The 19,931-nt window shown below is 72.3% G+C and carries 17 protein-coding genes; 13 read left to right on the top strand and 4 right to left on the bottom strand.

What is annotated here, in order from left to right; all coding sequences use genetic code 11:
* Positions 1–73: 73 nt before the first annotated feature.
* From EWV39_RS14245 to EWV39_RS10410, 4 genes are all read left to right on the top strand, one after another.
* Entirely contained in the window at positions 74–619 is a 546-nt protein-coding gene (locus tag EWV39_RS14245) for a WhiB family transcriptional regulator (RefSeq protein ID WP_420329963.1), read from the top strand.
* A gap of 31 nt (positions 620–650) precedes the next feature.
* Positions 651–905, top strand: coding sequence for a DUF3499 family protein (locus tag EWV39_RS10400; RefSeq protein ID WP_129659628.1), 255 nt, complete (start codon positions 651–653; stop codon positions 903–905).
* Positions 906–1,251: 346 nt separating this feature from the next.
* Positions 1,252–2,508 (top strand): L,D-transpeptidase, encoded by a 1,257-nt coding sequence (locus tag EWV39_RS10405; RefSeq protein WP_238148291.1) that lies wholly within the window; start codon positions 1,252–1,254, stop codon positions 2,506–2,508.
* 62 nt (positions 2,509–2,570) lie between these two features.
* The gene (locus EWV39_RS10410) at positions 2,571–3,470 is read left to right on the top strand and encodes a lipoprotein intramolecular transacylase Lit (protein ID WP_129659631.1); all 900 of its coding nucleotides are present in this window, start codon (positions 2,571–2,573) and stop codon (positions 3,468–3,470) included.
* Positions 3,471–3,510: 40 nt separating this feature from the next.
* Here the strand turns inward: EWV39_RS10410 and EWV39_RS10415 are convergent, their stop codons facing one another.
* Genes EWV39_RS10415 through EWV39_RS10425 form a run of 3 tightly spaced genes read right to left on the bottom strand, consistent with a single transcriptional unit; the run spans position 3,511 to position 8,881 of the window.
* Positions 3,511–5,133: a dolichyl-phosphate-mannose--protein mannosyltransferase gene (locus tag EWV39_RS10415; protein WP_129659634.1), complete on the bottom strand. Its 1,623-nt coding sequence runs from the start codon at positions 5,131–5,133 to the stop codon at positions 3,511–3,513.
* A gap of 35 nt (positions 5,134–5,168) precedes the next feature.
* On the bottom strand, positions 5,169–7,127 hold the full coding sequence (locus EWV39_RS10420; protein ID WP_129659637.1) for an ABC transporter ATP-binding protein: 1,959 nt from the start codon (positions 7,125–7,127) through the stop codon (positions 5,169–5,171).
* Positions 7,124–8,881, bottom strand: coding sequence for an ABC transporter ATP-binding protein (locus tag EWV39_RS10425; RefSeq protein ID WP_129659640.1), 1,758 nt, complete (start codon positions 8,879–8,881; stop codon positions 7,124–7,126). Before EWV39_RS10425 ends, EWV39_RS10420 begins: the two co-directional genes overlap by 4 nt.
* A gap of 152 nt (positions 8,882–9,033) precedes the next feature.
* Between EWV39_RS10425 and EWV39_RS10430 the strand changes: the two genes are divergently transcribed.
* The 5 genes from EWV39_RS10430 (at position 9,034) to EWV39_RS10450 (ending at position 14,132) form a co-directional block, all read left to right on the top strand.
* Entirely contained in the window at positions 9,034–10,014 is a 981-nt protein-coding gene (locus tag EWV39_RS10430; protein WP_202864924.1) for a DUF368 domain-containing protein, read from the top strand.
* A gap of 95 nt (positions 10,015–10,109) precedes the next feature.
* On the top strand, positions 10,110–11,114 hold the full coding sequence (gene rsmI, locus EWV39_RS10435; RefSeq protein ID WP_129659643.1) for a 16S rRNA (cytidine(1402)-2'-O)-methyltransferase: 1,005 nt from the start codon (positions 10,110–10,112) through the stop codon (positions 11,112–11,114).
* An 89-nt stretch (positions 11,115–11,203) separates the two neighbouring features.
* A complete protein-coding gene (locus EWV39_RS10440; protein WP_129659646.1) occupies positions 11,204–12,265 on the top strand; it encodes a TatD family hydrolase in 1,062 nt (353 codons plus the stop codon).
* 23 nt (positions 12,266–12,288) lie between these two features.
* A complete protein-coding gene (gene rsmA, locus EWV39_RS10445) occupies positions 12,289–13,158 on the top strand; it encodes a 16S rRNA (adenine(1518)-N(6)/adenine(1519)-N(6))-dimethyltransferase RsmA (protein ID WP_129659649.1) in 870 nt (289 codons plus the stop codon).
* Positions 13,155–14,132: a GHMP family kinase ATP-binding protein gene (locus tag EWV39_RS10450; RefSeq protein WP_129659652.1), complete on the top strand. Its 978-nt coding sequence runs from the start codon at positions 13,155–13,157 to the stop codon at positions 14,130–14,132. The genes rsmA and EWV39_RS10450 overlap by 4 nt, the downstream gene beginning before the upstream one ends.
* Positions 14,133–14,222: 90 nt before the next feature.
* Here EWV39_RS10450 and EWV39_RS10455 read toward each other — a convergent pair whose 3' ends face one another.
* Positions 14,223–15,110 carry a LysR family transcriptional regulator gene (locus EWV39_RS10455; RefSeq protein ID WP_165313279.1) on the bottom strand — a complete coding sequence of 296 codons (888 nt, stop codon included), beginning with the start codon at positions 15,108–15,110 and terminating at the stop codon, positions 14,223–14,225.
* 216 nt (positions 15,111–15,326) lie between these two features.
* Here EWV39_RS10455 and EWV39_RS10460 point away from each other — a divergent pair, with 216 nt between their 5' ends.
* The 4 genes from EWV39_RS10460 (at position 15,327) to EWV39_RS10475 (ending at position 19,766) form a co-directional block, all read left to right on the top strand.
* A complete protein-coding gene (locus tag EWV39_RS10460; RefSeq protein WP_129659657.1) occupies positions 15,327–16,865 on the top strand; it encodes a sodium/proline symporter in 1,539 nt (512 codons plus the stop codon).
* 183 nt (positions 16,866–17,048) lie between these two features.
* The gene (locus EWV39_RS10465) at positions 17,049–17,807 is read left to right on the top strand and encodes an enoyl-CoA hydratase/isomerase family protein (RefSeq protein WP_129659660.1); all 759 of its coding nucleotides are present in this window, start codon (positions 17,049–17,051) and stop codon (positions 17,805–17,807) included.
* A 4-nt stretch (positions 17,808–17,811) separates the two neighbouring features.
* Positions 17,812–19,362: a class I adenylate-forming enzyme family protein gene (locus EWV39_RS10470; RefSeq protein ID WP_129659663.1), complete on the top strand. Its 1,551-nt coding sequence runs from the start codon at positions 17,812–17,814 to the stop codon at positions 19,360–19,362.
* 56 nt (positions 19,363–19,418) lie between these two features.
* The gene (locus tag EWV39_RS10475) at positions 19,419–19,766 is read left to right on the top strand and encodes a metallopeptidase family protein (RefSeq protein WP_129659666.1); all 348 of its coding nucleotides are present in this window, start codon (positions 19,419–19,421) and stop codon (positions 19,764–19,766) included.
* The last annotated feature ends 165 nt before the right edge of the window (positions 19,767–19,931 follow it).

Here is a 19,931-nt window from a genome sequence, read left to right on the forward strand (position 1 = left end):
GGCGGTCTTACACCGTTGTAATTATGTGAGGCAAGTGGAATATCGTCGCGCTGGACCGGGGGCGTGAGGAAGGATGGGCATGACCGACGCGATCAGCCGCCAACACGCAACGCTCGACTCCGGGGGAGTCGGTGAGGAGCGCGCCCCCGGGACCGAGGCCCCCGGGTGGGGGACGGGCAGCGGCCTTCCCCCCACCGGTCGGAGCCTGGAGGAGCAGGCCGACGTCCTGCTCGGAGGGCAGCCGGAAGCGGCCGAGCCCGCGGGCGTCGAGGCGCCCGCCCAGCGTGCCGCGGCCTGGGGCGAGGAGGCGTCCACCTCGGACCTGTTCTCCTCGGATCCGGCCGTGCTCAAGCTCTGGCAGGCCGCCGCCGGCCAGTACGGGATCGACGAGGAGGAGGGTGAGCTCGCCTGGCAGGCGGACGCCCTGTGCGCCCAGACCGATCCCGAGGCGTTCTTCCCCGAGAAGGGCGGCTCCACCCGGGATGCCAAGCGCGTGTGCTCCGAGTGCCCGGTCAGCGAGGCCTGCCTGGACTACGCGCTGGCCAAGGACGAGCGCTTCGGCATCTGGGGCGGCCTCTCGGAGCGCGAGCGGCGCCGGCTGCGCAAGCGCGCGAGCTGATTCCCCAGCTCGCGGTAGTACCCTGAGTCCGATGACGGAGAACATTCGAGCGTGCGCGCGCATGACCTGCCGGCGCGAAGCCACACTGACGCTGACCTACGCCTACGCTGACTCCACGGTGGTGATCGGCCCCCTGGCCACCCGCGTGGAGCCCCACGCCTACGACCTTTGCGAGTTCCACGCGGCGCGCCTGACCGCTCCGCGCGGATGGCAGGTCGTCCGCCTCGAGGGCGACGCCGCCCCGCCGCCGGAGCTCGGCGCGCCCGTCCGGCCCCCGCGCGCATAGACCCCTCCTCTGAGCCTGGCCCCGCCCCCGGCTCCTGGCCCGCGCTCCCTCCGAGCCCGGGCTCCGCGCCTCCCGCCTCGGGCCCCGCGGCCCTCGCCCCGGGAGCTGCCGGCACCGCCCCTCTCCGCCGCGGCGCCGAAGCCGCCTCTTCGCCCTCCGGGTTCTCCCTCCCGCCTCGCTCCTTCCCGGGCGCCGCATCCACCGCCGCCCCGCGCCTCTCCGGCCCCCGACGCCGGGTCCGTGGACCCGCGCGACGTCGGCCCGCAACCCCGGCGTAACCTGTCCCGCCAGCCGGTACACTGCATCCAGGCGAGCACCGCGCGTCGTTTGAAAGGACGGTCAGTTCGTGAACACCACCCCCTCGTTCGGTCCGGAGAGCGATCCCGCACGGGCCTTCCGGCGCTCCCATCCCGTGAGCCGCCGGAACCTGATGCGCGGCGGGGCCCTCGGCGTCTTCGGCGCGCTGTTCCTGAGCGCGTGCTCCGGCGAGGACGCCTCCTCGCAGGGCTCCTCCTCCTCGGAGCCCAGCGCCTCCTCGACGCCGCCCGCCGTCACGGTCGAGCCCGAGGACGGCGCCCAGCAGGTCAACCCCACGGTTCCCGTGCGGGTCAGCACCGATCGGGGCGAGGTCCTCAGCGTCGAGCTCACCGGCCCGGCGGGATCGGTCGAGGGCCGGATCTCCGAGGACGGGAAGAGCTGGACCGCCGAGGGGCCGCTGGAGTTCGACGCGGAGTACACCTTGAACTACCTCGCGCAGGACGGCGAGGACCGGGCGGAGGGCAGCCGCACCTTCTCCACGGTCACGCCCGAGCTCCAGGCCGACGCGACGCTCAACGTCGTGGAGGGCGAGACCTACGGCGTCGGGCAGGTCATCCAGTTCGCGTTCTCGGAGCCCGTCCTGAACAAGGCCGAGGTGGAGAAGGCGATCACCGTGACCGGCGGCGGCGCGGAGCCGGGCCGCTTCCGCTGGTACAGCGACATCCTGATGCGCTACCGCCCGCCCGAGAAGTGGGCGCCGCAGTCGCGGGTCGAGCTGACCGCGAACCTGCTCGGCGTCGACTTCGGCAACGGCATGATCGGCAACGAGAACCTCCGGTTGGCCTTCAGTACGGGCGAGCGGCACTTCGCGATCGTGGACAACGCCGATAAGATCCTGCGGGTCTACGTCAACGACGAGCTGACCCAGGAGTTCCCCGCGACCCTGGGCAACCCGGACTGGCCCTCCGTGACCGGCGAGCTGGTGATCATGGAGCAGCAGGCGAAGTACAGCTTCAACCCGAGCACGCTGGGGCTGTCCAAGGACGACCCGCACTGGTACGAGCCCTTCGACGCCTCGTGGACCTCGCGGCTGACCCGCTCGGGGGTCTTCGTGCACCAGGCTCTGCCTTCGGCGATCCCGCTCCTCGGCGTCGCCAACGTCTCCCACGGCTGCATCGGGCTGCCCCCGGAGGGCGCGAAGTTCATCTACGAGAACTTCCGCGTGGGCGACGTGATCGAGGCGAAGAACACGGACTACCCGCAGGCCGACCCCGACGACGGCTACGGCGACTGGAACATCCCGTTCGAGCACTACGCCGACCCCGCCTGGCACGGCAACTGGTAGAGTTCAGCCGATGACGATCCCCGCCCGGCCGGGGCGGGTCCCGACCCACGCCGAGGAGCAGGATGCCCCGCAGCACCGCGCGAGACGACGCTGAGTCCACGCCCTGGGCGGCCTCGCCGCAGCAGGAGTGGGACGAGCTGGCACCAGCCGTGGCCGAGCCCGCGACCTCGTCGGGGCAGGATGCTCCCGGCGTCGTGCGCGGCGGGTCCGCGGAGCCGGTGCCGGGGGCCGGCGAGGGTCCCGTGCCGGGGGAGAGCCGCGGCGGGAGCAGTGCCGCCGAGGCGCCCCGTCGCCCGCGCGCGCTGAGGCTGCGGCAGGCGCTCGTCGCGGTGGCCACCCCGCTGGTGATCCTGGCCCTGGGCCTGCGCGCGGTCGCCAGCGGGGCCTTCCTCTGGATCGAGTACCACCGGCCCGGCTTCCCCGCCGACCCCTACGGCTTCAACCCCGACGAGCGCATGACCTACGGCTCGCACGGGCTGAACTACGTCCTGAACCTCGCCCCGGAGCGCTACCTGGGCGACGTCGTGCTGGGCAACGGGGACCGGGCCTTCACCGCCCCGGAGATCGGGCACATGACCGACGTCAAGCACGTGCTGCTCTGGGCGCTGCTGGCGGTGGCGGTCTTCGCCGTGGTGGCCGCCGTCGGTACGCTCGGACTGCGCCGCCGGGCCCCCGGGGCGGTGCGCCGCGCCCTCTTCCTCGGCGGGTGGCTCACCCTGGCGCTGATGATCGCGCTGGGGATCCTCGCCGGGCTCGGCTGGGAGTCGTTCTTCGTGAGCTTCCACGAGCTGTTCTTCCCCCAGGGGAACTGGGCCTTCCGTCTCTCGGACACCCTGATCCGACTCTACCCGCCGCAGTTCTGGGTCGACGCCGCGGCCACCCTCGCCGCCCTCGCCCTCGTCCTCTCCACCGCCCTGCTGGCCATCACCTGGCCCCGCCGGGCGCGGCGCCGACGGCGCTAGAGGGAACCGGCTGCGGGGCGCGCCGGGCCTCGCAGCGGCTTCAGATCCAGGAGTCGAACCACATCAGGGACCGCCACTGGTCGTAGGGGATCGCCGTCCCCGTCCACAGCGGCAGCAGGTGGTTGGTCACCAGCAGGGCCATCGCGAGGAACGCTCCCACCACCGCGAGCCCGGCGCGCCGCCGCCGGACGCTCTCCCCGCCCCGCCCGAGCCCCAGGCCCAGGATCGCGGTGAGCCCGAGGATCAGCCAGGGCAGGAAGGACAGCGCGTAGAAGTAGAACGTGGTCCGCTCGGGGTACAGGAACCAGGGGAGGTAGCCGGCCGCGAAGACGACGACGATCGCCCCCATCCGCCAGTCCCGCTTCAGGATCCACCACAGCAGCACCAGGACCATGGCCGCCGCGGAGGCCCACCAGATGAGCGGGTTGCCCACGTTGAGGATGGCCTCCGAGCAGGGGCCGGGGGAGCAGGAGGCGGTGCCGGCGTCGTAGCTCTCGTAGTAGTACGACGTCGGCCGGCCGAGCAGCAGCCACTGCCAGGCGGGGGACTGGTAGGTGTGCGGGGTGTGCAGCCCCTGGTGGAAGGAGTACGCGGAGACGTGGTACTCCCACAGGCTGCGCAGGGCGGGCGGCAGCCAGGGGACCCCCTCGCCCGGATGCCGGGCGGCCCAGTCGCGGTCGTAGGCCCCGGAGGAGGCGAACCAGCCGGACCACGTGATCAGGTACGTCACGAGCCCGACGCCGACGATCGCGAGGAAGGCCGGCCAGGAGTCCTTCAGCAGGGCGCCGGTGAACCAACCGCGGATCCCCGCCACCCGCCGCGCGCCGGCGTCCCACAGCACCGTCATCAGCCCGAGGACCGCGACGAAGAACAGCGCGTTCCACTTCACCCCCACGGCGGCGCCACAGCAGATCCCCGCGGCGATCCGCCACCAGCGCACCCCCAGCCACGGGCCGTGGGCCAGGAAGGCGGCGCTGGGCGGGCCGCCCCCGGGCCCGGCGGCCGCGGCGATGAGGCGGGCCAGCCGGCGTCGTGCCTGGAGCCGGTCCGCGAGCAGGCAGGCGAAGGCGGCGAGCAGCCAGAACATCAGGAAGATGTCCAGCAGCGCCAGGCGGGACTGCACGATGTGCAGCCCGTCCAGGGACATCAGCAGCCCCGCGATCGAGGCGAGGGTCACCGAGCGGAACATCATCCACGCCGCCCACATCAGCAGTGCGATGGACAGCACGCCCACCAGAGCGGCGGAGAACCGCCAGCCGAAGGGATCGTCCCCGCCGAACAGCCACATCCCCGCCGCGATCATCCACTTGCCCAGCGGCGGGTGCACGACGTACGACGGCGCGTCCTCCGGCGTCCCCGGCTCGCCGGCGACGAAGGCGGCATCCGCCCCCTCGGGCCAGGACCGCTCGTAGCCGAAGTGCAGCAGGGAGTAGGAGTCCTTGACGTAGTACGTCTCGTCGAAGACGACCGCGTCCGGGTGGGCCAGCCCCACGAAGCGCAGGATCGCGGCGAGCAGCAGGACGCAGGCCGGGGCGACCCAGGCGAGGCGGGGCAGCGCGACGGGCGCGGCCCGGAGCCGGTCCAGCAGGGCCGGCAGCGCGAAGGCGCCCGGCGGGAACCCGGGCCCCCGGCGGCCGGGGGGTGCGATCTGGCTGGTGCTCATCCGGACCATGCTACGTCAGGGGCGGGGGAGCGGTCTCAGGTCGCGTGCCGGGGCTCCTCGGCGTCGGCCTCGACGCCCTCGGGCACCTCGACCTCCTGGGCCGCCGCGAACTGGGACTCGTACAGCGCCCGGTACGGCCCGTGCGCCTCCATCAGCTCGGCGTGCCCGCCCTGCTCCACGATCCGCCCGGCCTCCATCACCAGGATGGTGTCCGCGTCGCGGATGGTGGAGAGCCGGTGGGCGATCACGAAGGATGTTCGCGAGGCCCGCAGCGCCGACATCGCCCGCTGCACCAGCACCTCGGTGCGGGTGTCCACCGAGGAGGTCGCCTCGTCGAGGATCAGCACCGCCGGGTCGGCGAGGAAGGCGCGGGCGATGGTGATCAGCTGCCGCTCGCCGGCCGAGATGGCGCCGCCCTCCTGGTCGATCACGGTGCCGTAGCCCTCGGGCAGGGCCCGGACGAAGCGGTCCACGTAGGTGGCCCGGGCGGCCTCGAGGACCTCCTCGTCGGTGGCGTCCAGCCGGCCGTAGCGGATGTTCTCCATGATGCTGCCCTCGAACAGGACGGCGTCCTGCAGGACCATACCCGTCGCGCGCCGCAGCCGCTGCCGGGACATCCGCCGGATGTCGACGCCGTCGAGCGAGATGCTCCCGGCGTCGATCTCGTAGAACCGCATGATCAGGTTGACCAGGGTGGTCTTGCCGGCGCCGGTGGGGCCCACGATGGCGACCGTCTGGCCGGGCTCGGCCGTGAGGCTCAGGTCGCGGATCAGGGGCCGGTCGGGGGTGTAGGAGAAGTCGACGTCGCGGAACTCGATGCGGCCCCGCACGCGTCCTGCGTCGGCCTCGGCGTCCTCGGCGTCGGGGGACTGCTCCGGCTCGTCCAGCAGCTCGAAGACCCGCTCGGCGCTCGCCACGCCGGACTGGAGCATGTTCGCCATGCCGGCGATCTGCGCGATCGGCTCGTTGAACTGGCGCGTGTACTGGATGAAGGCGGTCGCCGCGCCCAGCGAGATCTGGCCGTTGGCGACCTTGAGCGCGCCGAGCACCGCGATGCCGACGTAGCCCAGGTAGTTCACGAACTGCATCAGCGGCATCATCATGCCGGAGAGGAACTGGGCCCTGAAGGCGGAGTCGTACACCGCGTCGTTGCGCTCGTCGAAGCGCTCCCGCATCTGCCGCTCGCGGCCGAACACGCGCACGACGTCGTGCCCGGTGAAGGACTCCTCGACGTGCCCGTTGAGCTCGCCGGTGCTCTTCCACTGCGCCCCGAACAGCCGCTGGCTGCGCTTGCCGATGATCCCGACGACGACGCCGGAGACCGGCAGCGCGATCAGGGTCACCAGGGCCAGCTGCCAGGAGATCGTGAACATCATGATCGCGACGCCGAGGACCGTGAGCAGCGAGTAGACCAGCTCCGAGAAGGCCTGCTGCATCGCCTGCTGGACGTTGTCCATGTCGTTGGTGGTCCGCGAGAGGATGTCGCCGCGCTGGCGGGTGTCGAAGTAGCTCAGCGGCAGGGAGTTGACCTTCCCCTCCACGCGCCGCCGCAGGTCGTAGACCAGGTGCATCACGAGGTCGTTGAGGATCCGCCCCTGGACCCACATGAAGAGGGCGGCCAGCCCGTACATCCCGACCACCGTGAGCAGCGCCTGGCCCAGGGCGGCGAAGTCGATGCCCGAGCCGGGCACGAAGCTCATGCCCGAGAGCATCTCCGCCATCTGGTCCTGGCCCTGGGCCCGCAGCCCCTGGACCACCGCCTCGGAGCTGGTCCCGGCGGGCATCTGGGAGCCCACGACGCCGGCGAAGATGATGTCCATCGCGTGCCCGAGCACGCGGGGGGCGGCCACCTGCAGGGCGACCGAGACGACCGTGGCCACGGCGACCACGACCAGCCGGAACTTGAACCGGCCGAGCTCGCCGACCAGGCGCCCGGCCGTGGGCCAGAACGCCCTGACCTGAGCGGGGGGCCTCTCGTCCATGAACTCGCTCATGCCGCCTCCTCCGCGGAAAGCTGGGACTCGACGATCTCCCGGTACGTCTCGGAGGACTCCAGGAGTTCGGAGTGGGTCCCGCGGGCCACGATCCTGCCGGCCTCCAGCAGGAGGATCTGATCCGCTCGGGTGATGGTGGAGACGCGCTGGGCGACGATGACCACGGAGGCCTCGCGCGTGGCGGGCTCCAGGGCGGCCCGCAGCCGGGCGTCGGTGCTGACGTCGAGGGCCGAGAACGAGTCGTCGAAGACGTAGACCACGGGGTCGGCCACGATGGCCCGGGCGATGCACAGCCGCTGGCGCTGCCCGCCCGAGACGTTGGTGCCGCCCTGCGAGATCCCCGACTCCAGCGCCCGGGCGGCCTCCCGGCCCTCGCCGGTCACCCGGTCCGTCACGAAGTCCTTCGCCTGGGCGGTCTCCAGGGCCTCCCAGAGCCGCTCGTCCGGCGCCTCCGAGTCGCCGAAGCGCAGGTTGCTGGCCACGGTCCCGGAGAACAGGTAGGGCTTCTGCGGCACCGAGCCCAACCTGCCGGTGATCTCCGCGGGGTCCATCCGGCGCACGTCCACGCCGTCGAGCAGGACGCTGCCCTCGGTCGCGTCGTAGAGGCGCGGGATGAGGTTGACCAGGGTGGACTTGCCGGCGCCGGTGGAGCCGATGATCGCCGTCGTGGTCCCGGGCTCGACCCGGAAGGAGATCCCGGAGAGCACCGGGTCCTCGGCACCGGGGTAGCGGAAGCCGACGTCCCTGAACTCCACGACGCCGCGGCGCTCGGCGGGCGCCTGCGGCTCGGCCGGCGGCACCACGGAGGGGCTGGTCTCCAGGACCTCGCCGATGCGCTGGGCGCAGACCATCGCCCGGGGGAACATCATGGCCATGAAGGTGCCCATGAGCACCGCCATGAGGATCTGCATCAGGTACTGCATGAAGGCGGTCAGGGAGCCGACCTCCATCTGCCCGGCGTCCACGCGCTGGCCGCCGAACCACAGCACGGCCGCCTCGGCGGCGAAGAGCATGATGGTGATGATGGGGCCGATCAGCACGAAGAGACGGCCGATGTGCACGGAGACGTCCGTGATGGCCCGGTTGGCGTCGCCGAAGCGCTCCGTCTCGTAGGGCTCGCGGACGAAGGCGCGGATCACCCGGATCCCCATGATCTGCTCGCGCAGCACGGAGTTCACGCCGTCCACCCGGCTCTGCATGACCCGGAACAGCGGCATCAGCCGGCGGATGAACAGGATCATGATCAGCACGACGGCCGGCGCCGAGACCCAGACGAGCCAGGACAGCCCCACGTCCTCCTGAACCGCCATGACGACGCCGCCCACCACCATGATCGGCATCATCACCATGAAGTTCATCATCATCAGCAGCAGCATCTGGATCTGCTGGACGTCGTTGGTGCCCCGGGTGATGAGCGAGGGCGCCCCGAAGCGGGAGAGCTCCTGGCTGCCGAAGGCGTCGACGCTGCCGTAGACCGCCGCGCGCAGGTCGCGGCCGACCGCCATCGAGGCCTTGGCCCCGAAGTAGACCGCCACGATGGCCGTGGAGACCTGAACGAGCGAGACCAGCAGCATGACGCCGCCGGTCCGCCAGATGAAGCCGGTGTCCCCGGTGGTCACCCCGCGGTCGATGATCTGCGCGTTGAGGCTGGGGAGGTAGAGGGCGGCCAGGACGGAGACGAGCTGCAGCAGCAGCACGGCGGCGATCCGGCCCTTGTAGGGCGCGCTGTAGCGGCGCAGGAGAGTCAGGAGCATGCGTAGATCCCACCATGAGGCTGAATGAGGCCTCGTCATTCTACGCTGTGGCGCATTTGGCAACAAGAGCGGCCCCGGGGGATCATCGGAGATGAAAGACCCGGGCCTGATGCCGTCCGGGCCGCCGAGTAGAAAGCCATGACGCCCCCGCCATGACGCCCCCCGGAACCACCCGCACCGACGCCCATCCGCACCTGCGCCGCCCGAAGCCGCTGATGTTCCTCCTGGACATCGTGCGCGGCGCGCTGGTGGGCAGCGTCGAGACCGTCCCGGGGGTGAGCGGCGGCACCGTCGCGCTCGTCGTCGGGCTCTACGACCGGCTGATCGCCTCGCTGGGGCACATGGTCTCCGGAGTCAAGGACTGGGTCGTGGGCCTGGTCCGCCGCGACCCCTCCCGCGCGGAGCGGGCGAGGGAGAACTTCCGCCAGGTGCACTGGTGGACGCTGCTGCCGGTGGGGATCGGCATGCTGATCGCGTTGGCGGTCATGGCGGGGGTGATGTCCAGCCTGGTCGAGGCGTACCCGGTGCACACCTCGGCGGCGTTCTTCGGCATGGTCCTCGCCTCGCTCTACGTCCCCTTCTCCATGGTCAGTCGGTGGCGGGCCAGGGATCTGATCTTCGCCCTCGTCGCCGCGGCCGCGACCTTCCTGCTGGTCTCTCTGCCGCCCAGCGGCGCGACCGAGCCCAATCCGCTCCAGATCGTCCTCGCCGCCGCCGTCGCCGTCTCCGCGCTGGTCCTTCCCGGTCTCTCGGGCTCGTTCCTGTTGCTGACCTTCGGGATGTACGAGGCGACCCTGGGCGCGGTGAGCGACCGGGACCTCGGGTACATCGGACTGTTCTTCCTGGGCGCCCTGCTCGGGGTGGTCACGGTCATCAAGGGGCTCCAGTGGCTGCTCGAGCACCGCTTCCACATCACCCTGGTGATCCTGACCGGGGTCATGGCCGGGGCGCTGCGGGCGCTGTGGCCCTGGACCTCCGAGGAGAACGCGCTCCAGCCGGTGGGGGAGCACGCGGGGGCGGCGCTGGCCTGGGCGATCGCCGGGTTCCTCGCCGTCGCACTGACCATCCTGGTGGAGCGGCTCTCCGCGCGGGCCGCCGGGCGGCGCTCGGTGTCCCTCGACGCCGGGGAGTGAAGGCGGGCGCCGCGGGCCCGGGAGCGAGGCCCGGGCCGCGGGCCGGGGGAGCGCCCTCGGGCGCCGGAGGCGGGCGGGTGACTACAGTGGTGAGCGTGACCGACCACCGAGACCCCACCGAGACCGCCGACCCCCTCGAATCCGCTGAGCCCGGGGAGGCCTCCGACCTCGCCGATCCCGGCGAGACCGCTGAACCCGCCGGCCCCGACGAGTCTGCCGAGCCCGCCGGCCCCGCCGAGCCCGCCGTCGCCGGGGAGGGCGGCTCCCTCGTCCTCGCGGCGACCCCCATCGGCAACCTCCGGGACGCCTCCGAGCGGCTGCGCGAGTACCTGGCCCACGCCGACGTCGTCGCCGTCGAGGACACCCGCCGGCTCAGGACGCTGGCCGCGGGGCTGGGGGTGAGCGTGGGCGGCCGGATCGTGACGAACCACGACCACAACGAGGCCCGGCGCGCCGAGGAGCTGGTCGATCAGGTGCGCGCGGGCCGCACCGTGCTGCTGATCTCCGACGCCGGCATGCCCACGGTCTCGGACCCCGGCTACCGCGTCGTCGAGCGGGCGGTCGCAGAGGGGCTGCGGGTGACCTGCGCCCCCGGCCCCTCCGCCGTGCTCTCCGCGCTCGCGGTCTCCGGCCTGCCCACCGACCGCTTCGCCTTCGAGGGGTTCATCCCCCGGAAGGCCTCCGAGCGGCGCGCCCGCCTGCGCGAGCTCGCGGGCGAGCAGCGGACCATGGTCTTCTACGAGGCCCCGCACCGGCTCGCCGCGATGCTGGGCGCCCTGGTGGAGGGCTTCGGGGACGAGCGGCGCGCCGTCGTCGCCCGGGAGCTCACCAAGCTCCACGAGGAGGTCCTGCGGGGAAGCTTGGGGGAGCTCTACGTGTGGGCCGAGCAGCATCAGGTCCGGGGGGAGATCGCCGTGGTGGTCGCCGGGGCGGAGGCGCCCGAGGCGGCCGAGCCGGAGAGCCTCACCGGCGACGTCGAGGCCCTGGTCTCCGAGGGGATGCGCCTGAAGGAGGCGGCCGCGCAGGTCGCGGGCGAGAACGGGGTCGGCAAGCGCGACCTCTACGAGGCCGTGCTCGCCGAGCGCGCCTCGGGCGAGTAGCCGCCGCGGGCGCGCAGCCCGCCGCACCAACATCGAACAGCGGCGCCGCGGGGACCCCGCCGGCGCCGGGGAAGCGAGAACCGCAGGACATGTGCACCTCACCGAGCGGATCCTGGCGCGAGCTCGCGCCCGACGCCGCGGAACTGCTGACGACCCTCTGGCCCGAGGCCGGGGCGCGCCCCGCCGCCGTCGCGGGCGAGGTGCCTCCCGCCTACGAGCCGGAGCGCTACGAGGCCGCGACCGAGCCGAGCGGGCCGGGCACCCGCCGCCGCTCCTCCTCCGGGGAGGACGGCAGATCCCGCAACCTGGTCTTCCCGCCGGCCCCCGAGCCGCTGCCCGAGCCGGTCGCGGACAACCACACCCACATGGACCTGCTCGACGGCGACGTCGCCGTCTCCGCCCGCGACGCCCTGGACACCGGGGAGGAGCTCGGCATCGGCGCCATCGTGCAGGTGGGCTGCGACCTGCCCTCCTCCGCCTACGCCCTCGCCGCCGCGGAGGCCGACCCCCGGGTGCTGGCCGCCGTGGCGATCCACCCCAACGAGGCGCCCGACCTCGCGGCCGCCGGGAAGCTCGACGCCGCCCTCGAGGCGCTGGCCGAGATGGCCCGGTCCCCTCGGGTCCGGGCCATCGGGGAGACGGGCCTGGACTACTTCCGCACCGAGGAGGGCGGGCGCGCCGCCCAGCGGGAGAGCTTCCGGAAGCACATCCGGCTGGCCCACGAGACCGGGCTGGCGCTGCAGATCCACGATCGGGACGCGCACGAGGACGTCGTCGCCATCCTGGAGGAGGAGGGCGCCCCCGAGCGCACCGTCTTCCACTGCTACTCCGGCGGCCCCGAGCTCGCCCGGATCTGCAACGAGCGCGGCTGGCGGATGTCCTTCGCCGGGACGGTCACGTTCAAGAACTCCCGGGACATCCAGGCCTCCCTGGAGATCGCGCGCCCCGAGCTGATCCTCGCCGAGACCGACGCCCCGTTCCTGACCCCGCACCCCTTCCGGGGCCGACCCAACGCCTCCTACATGACCAACTACACGGTGCGCTACATCGCCCAGCGCCGCGGCGAGGACCTCGCGGAGGTCTGCCGCCGGATCCGGGAGAACTCGGTGGCGGTCTACGGCTCCTGGGGCCTGCCGGGCTTCGGCGCGTGAGCGGCCATAGTAGGGTGCATGGGGTGAGAGACAACGCGCTGCTGGGACCCGCCGAGATCCGCGAGCTCGCCGAGCGGGCGGGCGTCCGCCCCACCAAGACCCTCGGGCAGAACTTCGTGATCGACCCCAACACCATCCGGCGGATCATCGCGACCGCCGGGGTGGAGCCGGGGGAGACCGTCCTCGAGGTCGGACCCGGGCTCGGCTCGCTCACGCTCGGGCTGCTGGACGCGGCCGAGCGCGTCGTCGCGGTGGAGATCGACCCGCCGCTGGCGGAGCAGCTGCCCGAGACGGCGGCCCGCTTCCGTCCGGGGTCCGCCGGGCGCCTCGACGTCGTGCTCTCGGACGCGCTGCGCGTCACCGAGCTGCCGGCCGCGCCGGACGCCCTGGTGGCCAACCTGCCCTACAACGTCGCCGTCCCGGTGCTCATCCACCTGCTGGAGACCTTCCCCACGCTCAAGCACGGGCTGGTGATGGTCCAGGACGAGGTCGCGGACCGGCTCGCGGCCGGGCCCGGGTCCAAGGTGTACGGGGTGCCCTCGGTCAAGGCCTCGTGGTTCGCCGAGGTCCGCAAGGCCGGGGTGATCGGGACCAACGTCTTCTGGCCGGCGCCCAAGATCCGCTCCGGGCTGGTCGCCTTCGTCCGGCGGGAGGAGCCATTGGCGCAGGTGGACCGGCGGACGCTGTTCGACGTCGTCGACGCCGCCTTCGCCCAGCGCCGCAAGACCCTGCGCTCGGCGCTGTCCGGGTGGGCGGGCTCCGGCGCGGAGGCCGAACGGATCCTGCGGCGGGCGGGCGTCGACCCGGGCCTGCGCGGGGAGCGGCTCTCCGTCGAGGACTTCGCTCGGATCGCCGCGGCGGCGGACGCGCCCGCGGAGGGATCCAGGGGATGATCCCGCCCCTGCGCCGCACCGCGACGGCTCCGGGCAAGGTCAACCTGTACTTCGCCGTCGGCCCGGCCCGGCCGGACGGCTACCACGACGTCGCCAGCCTCTACGCGGCGGTCGACCTGCACGAGTCCGTGACCGCCGAGCTCGGGCCCCGGGGGTCGGGAACCTCGATCACGACGTCGCTGCGGCCGGGCTCCGCGCTCGCCGCGATGGCCGAGCGCGGTCGCTTCTCCCTCGACGCGGTGCCCTCCGACGGCCGGAACCTCGCGGTGCGCGCCGCGGGGCTCCTGCTCCGGCACCACGGCCTCCCGGAGGACCTCGGGCTGAGGCTCGAGGTCGTCAAGGAGATCCCGGTGGCGGGCGGGATGGCGGGAGGGTCCGCCGACGCCGCCGCCGCCCTGCGCGCGGTCGGGGAGCTGCTGGCCCGCGCCGGGCTCGCGCCCCGGCTCGGCGAGGCCGCGCTGCGGGACCTCGCCGCCGAGCTGGGGGCGGACGTCCCCTTCGCGCTGCTCGGCGGGGTCGCCGTGGGGCGCGGGACCGGGACCGAGCTGACCCCCGTGCCGCTCGCGGAGCCCCTGGCCGTGGAGCTGCTGCCGGCCGAGTACGGCCTTTCGACGCCGGAGGTCTTCCGCGAGCTGGACCGGCTGCGGGCGCAGGGGGACGCCCCGGCCCCCGGGCCCCTCGAGGTCCCGGACCGGCTGCTCCGGGCGCTGGCCGAGCCCGGGCCCGGCCTCGCCCGTCTCGCCCCGCTGCTGCGCAACGACCTCCAGGCCGCGGCCGCGAGCCTGCGCCCCGAGCTCGCGACGGCGCTGGGCCCCCGCGACGGATGGGCGACCATGCTCTCCGGCTCGGGCCCCACGGTGCTGCGCCTGGGCGGACCGGGCGGCGCCTCCTCCGGCCCGGGGGAGGGGCAGGCGCCGTCCGCCGAGGCGATCCGCACGGTCATCCCGGCGCGCCCCGGCCTCGGCGACCTCTGAGCGTCTGAGCCCTCTCTCCGGTCTCTGACCCGGCCGGAGAGCCATTCGGCCCGGCCGGAGGTCCGCGAGCGCCTGAGCGCCCCCTTTCCCTTACGGCAGAGCGACCCGCCGCATGGCGTCCAGGAAGCCCGCCGTCAGGGGATTGGCGTCGTCGATCCTGGTCGCGGCCACGATCTGCCGCCGCGGCATCCGGTCGGCCACCGGCAGCGCGACGACGTCCTCCTCGTCCGCGCGGTACCCGATGTCCGGGATCATGGCCACGGCCAGCCCGGCCGCGACGATGCCCTTGACCGTCCCGACGTTGTTGCTGCGGAACGCGATCTCCGGCCGGAAGCCGCTGCCGGCGCACAGCGCCTGGAGGCAATGGTGCGAGGGCGTCTCCTCGCGATGGGCCACCCAGGTCTCGCCGCGCAGCTCCTCGAGGCGCACCGTCTCCTTGCCGCTCAGCCGGTGCTTCCTCGGCGCGACGATGCGCAGGTCCTCCGTCATGACCTCCGTGAGCCGCAGGTTCGCCGGGAACTCCCGAGGGACCAGGTCGTACTGGAACCCGAGGGCCAGATCGAGGCTCCCGTCCGCGACGCGGGGGAAGAGCTCATAGGGCTCTCCCTCGTCCAAGGTGATCTCGACCTCCCGACGGCGGATGAGGAATCGGGCCATCGCCTGGCCCAGGATCGGCCCGCCGGCGGAGTCGAAGGTGCCCACGCGCAGTCGCCCGGTCTCGCCGGCACCCAGGCGCGCGAGGTCGATCTCCAGCTGGCCGAGCAGGTCGATGACCTGCTCGCTGCGCTGGCGGACGTAGTGCGCCGCCTCGGTGGGGAGCACGCTGCGGGGCTCCCGGTCGAACAGGCGGATCCCCACGCTGCGCTCCAGCGCCGCCATCTGCTGGGACACCGCCGACGGCGTGTACCCGAGCTCGCGTGCGGCCGCCGCGAAGGATCCGGTCCGCATCACGATGCTCATGGTCATGAGGCTGTTCACGTCCAGGGTCATCCCGCGAGTGTATCCCGCATCACCGGCCAGCTCGCCAGAGCCCGGGCCTCCCGTCTTCGCCTTCGACGAGCATCAGCACAGCTGTGCCTCAGGTCACTCAACTCTGGTTCTCGCCGCCTGCCGGAGGGTCTCCGCCCTGCCTAGAGTTGTGACCCAGATCCCCTCAGCAGGGCCCGACGGGCCGTCCAGCGGAAGCGTGACTCCATGACCACCAGCACCGATCCCTCCACGATCGTCATCTTCGTCCTCTACATCGTCCTCATCCTGGGGATCGGCGTCTGGGCCTACCGGAAGAACACCGGGATGAGCGACTTCGCCATCGGCGGCCGCCGGCTCGGCACCTTCGTGACCACCGTGAGCGCCAAGGCGACCGACTCCAGCCAGTGGGTGTTCTTCGGGCTGCCCGGCGCGTTCTACGTCAGTGGCGTCGTCAACGCCTGGATGGTCATCGGCCTCACCCTGGGCTTCTACCTCAGCTGGAAGATCCTCGCCGGGAGGCTGCGGGACTACTCGGAGCGCAGCATGGACTGGCGCGACGATGCGGCCGGCGAGTCGGTGACCCTGCCCGGCTTCTTCGCCAACCGCTTCCACAGCGACACCCTCCGGAGCGCCTCGGCCGTCTTCATCATCATCTTCTACGTGGTCTACCTGGGCTCGGCCTTCATCGCCACCGGGGTCATCTTCTCCCAGGTCTTCGGGACCTCCGTGACCACCGGGACCATCGTGGGCGCCGTCGCCGTCATGGCCTACTCCTCGATGGGCGGCTACCTGGCCAGCAGCTACACCGACCTGATCCAGGGGCTGCTGATGTTCGTCAGCCTCGCCATCGTCATGGTGGTGGCGCTGGTCAACGCCGGCGGCTTCGGCGGCATCAGCGATGCGCTCATCAGGCACGACGCCGATATGGGCAACCTCTTCGCGCAGGTCGCCCTGGTGGACGGCCAGTGGCACACCACCAGCACCTTCGCGATCGTCGCGATCGTCTCCTCGCTGGCGTGGGGCCTGGGCTACTTCGGCTCGCCGCACATCCTCGTCCGCTTCATGGGCATGCGCTCCAAGGACTCCGCCAAGAACGGGGCCCGCCTGGGCCTGATCCTGTCGATCACCCTGCTGGGGTCGGCCGGCGTCATCGGCATGGCGGCCGTGGCGAGCTTCGGCAACGCCATGGAGCCGGATCCCGAGGGGATCTACATGCACTACGTCTCCACGATGCTGCCCACCTGGATGGCGGGCATCTTCCTGGCCGGCGTCCTCTCGGCCATCATGAGCACCGCCTCCTCCCAGCTGGTCGTCGCCTCGACCACCCTGACCGAGGACTTCTACCGGGCCTTCCTCAACCGCGAGGCCTCGCCGAAGCGGCTCGTCTGGCTCAGCCGCGTCACGGTGGTGCTGTGCACGATCGTCGGCGTCGTCGTCGCGCTGAACGGCGGCACGATCCTGGACCTGGTGGGCTACGCCTGGGCCGGCTTCGGCGCGACCTTCGGGCCCGTGCTGCTCGCCGCGCTCTACTCCCGCCGGGCGACCTGGGTCGGGGCGCTGGCCAGCATCATCGCCGGCGGGGCCACCGTCATCGTCTACCGCCAGATCGATCAGATCGGGCTGTACGAGCTGGTGCCCGGCTTCATCGTCGGCCTGATCGCGCTGTGGATCGGCAACCGCTTCGGCCCGGCGCCGAGTGAGCGGGTCACCCGGCACTTCGACGGGCTGACCGGGCGCATCGACGTCGTGCCCGCGGCCCGCTGAACCCCCGCCTCGCCGCGGACGGGACGCTTCCGCTCCGCCGCGGAGGGACGGCCCGTTCCGCGGTGGACCGCTCGGGCGCCTCAGCGGCGGACCGCCCGGACGCCCCGGCATCTGAGCACCCCGAATTTTCCCTCCGAACCGACCGATACGTACAGAAGAAGAACACCGAAGGAGCAGCACCCCATGGCACAGCTGGACATCGACATCCGGGACGGCATCGGCGTCATCACCCTGAACAACCCCGAGGCCCTCAACGCCTGGACCCAGCAGATGCAGCGGGACATGGTCACCGCCCTGCAGGACCTCGACGCCGACGAGCAGGTGACGGGCATCGTCATCACCGGCGAGGGCGAGCGGGCCTTCTGCGCCGGCCAGGACCTCAAGGAGGTCGCGGCCTTCACCGAGGACCACGTCGAGGAGTGGCTCGAGACCTTCCGCCTCGTGTACGACGCCGTGCTCTCCACCTCCAAGCCCGTCATCGCCGCCCTCAACGGCGTGACCGCGGGCTCCGGCTACCAGCTGGCGCTGCTGTGCGACCTCCGCATCGCCCACGACGGCGTGCGCATCGGCCAGCCCGAGGTGCGCTCCGGCATCCCGAGCATCACCGGCATGTACCTAACCTGGCAGTCCCTCGGCCACAGCAAGACCGCCGAGCTTATGCTCACGGGCCGCCTGATGCAGGCCGAGGAGGCGCACGCCCTGGGGCTCATCGCCGAGATCCGGCCGCAGGCCGAGGTGCTCTCCCGCTCCCTCGAGGTCGCCGCGGAGCTCGCGGCCCTGCCCAAGCACGCGTTCACGCTGACCAAGCAGCGCATCCGCCAGACCCTGATGCCCGGCCTCGAGGAGGCCTTCGAGGCGGCCTACGAAGCCGACCAGAAGGCCTACGGCGGCGGCGAGCCGCAGAAGACGGCCGGGGACTTCTTCGCGAAGAAGGGGGCCTGAGACCGTGCGGACCGCCGATGAGAGGACCGACGGGGCCGCCGCGGAGGCGGAGGCGATCCTCGGCGGGCCCGGGCTCTCCGAGGCCCTCCGGCGGCTGGCCGCCGAGGAACCGGGGAGGCCCTACCTGAGGGACCGGGACCGCGCCGTCGGCGCCGCCGAGCTGGACTCCCGGGTCGACGACGCCGTGGCCCGCCTCCGCGAGGCCGGCCTCACTGGCGAGGACCGGGTGGCGCTCGCCTTGCCGGTCAGCGTCGAGCACGTGGTGCTGATCTTCGCGGTGCTGCGCCTGGGCGCCCTGTGGCTGCCGCTGAACACCAAGCTGAAGGGCGAGCCGCTGCGGCACCAGCTGGCGGACTCGGGGACCGACGTCGTGATCGCCGAGGACGGAGCCGAGCTGCTCACCGGGCTGCCCGACGCCGGAGGATCCGAGAGGATCGAGCTGCCCGGCGCTTCCGGCGCTCCGCTGGAACTGGTCCGTCTGGAGCGGGTGGGACGCGATCGTGCCGCCCGCGAGGACGCCGTCCTGCTCATGTACACCTCCGGGACCACGGGCCCACCCAAGGGAGTGCTCGTGAGCGAGACGATGCTGACCGGTGCAGCGGTCGGCGCCCTCCAGGTGACCCGGCCCGAGCCCGGCGACGTGTTCTACGTGTGGGAGCCCCTGTTCCACATCGGCGGGGCGCAGGTCGTCTTCCTCCCGCTCTTCCGGGAGATCGAGCTGGCCCTGGCCCCGCGCTTCAGCGCCTCCCGGTTCTGGGAGGACGTCCGGGACTTCGGCGTCACCCACGTCCACTACCTCGGCGGGGTGCTGCAGATCCTGCTGCAGCTGCCCGTCAGCGCCGCGGAGCGGGAGAGCGGCGTCAGGGTCGCCTGGGGCGCGGGGGCCACGCCGGCCATCCGCGAGGCCTGCGTCCGGAGGTTCGGATTCGAACTGAACGAGTGCTACGGGATGACCGAGACCTCGAGCATCGTGACGGTCAACCGGAACGACGCCGAGGGCGGGATCGGCCGCCCCCTGCCCTGGTTCGAGGTCTCGGTGGACGAGTCCGCGCCGGGCACGGCCCCCGGGCAGGGCGAGATCCTCGTCGGCGAGCGGATCCCGGGCCTGCTCACCCGGGGGTACCTGGGCAACCCGGAGGCGAGCCGCAAGGCCCGCGACGGCGCCTGGTTCCGCACCGGCGACAACGGTCATCTCGACGACGCCGGCAACCTCCACTTCGACGGCCGGGGGAGCGACAGCATCCGGGTCCGGGGGGAGAACGTCTCGGCCTGGCAGGTCGAGGACGTCTTCGGGCTCCACCCCGCCGTCGACCGGTGCGCCGTCGTCGGCGTGGACGCGCAGGTGGGGGAGCAGGAGATGCTGCTGCTGGTGACGCCGGCCGAGGGGGCCTCCCTCGACCCCTCCGCCCTGCTGGACTGGGGCAGGGAGCGGCTCGCCGACTTCCAGGTCCCCCGGTACGCCAAGGTGGTCGAGGAGATGCCGCTGACCCCGAGCCAGCGGATCGCCAAGCACCGGCTCTCCCGGAACCTGGAGGGGGCGACGACGGCGGGGTGAGTCGGCCGGCGCGCGGTGGAAGAGACCGCCGCGCGCCGGATCGATAGGCTGGAGCCATGCACCATCTCTCTCCGGATGAGTTCGACGCCCTGGTCTCGGACTGCCTCGACGCCGTCCCCGAGGAGGCGTTCGCGCACCTCGACAACGTGGTCTTCCTGGTCGAGGACCGTCCCGAGGACGGCAGCGACCTGCTGGGGATGTACGAGGGGATCTCGCTGACCGAGCGCGCCCAGTACGGCTACGGGAACATGCCCGACCGCATCGTGCTCTTCCGGGAGAACCTGCTGGCGGCCTGCGCCGACCGCGAGGAGCTGGAGCGGGAGGTCCGTATCACCCTGATGCACGAGATCGCGCACTGCTACGGGATCCCGGAGGAGCGCCTCCACGAGCTGGGGTGGGGCTGAGGGCGCTCAAGTACCCCAGCGGTCGGCCCTAGTCGCTATAGTGGGTTTTCATTGATGAGGTTGAGACTCAGCACCTGCCGGGGTTGTGGGTCCTTCCCTGTGCTAGCCAAGCTTCCCAGCCGAATCCAGCGAGTCTTTCACGAGGAGTAAATAAGTATTATATAG

It is taken from the genome of Rothia halotolerans, from assembly GCF_004136635.1.
Classification (GTDB): Bacteria; Actinomycetota; Actinomycetes; order Actinomycetales; family Micrococcaceae; genus Rothia; species Rothia halotolerans.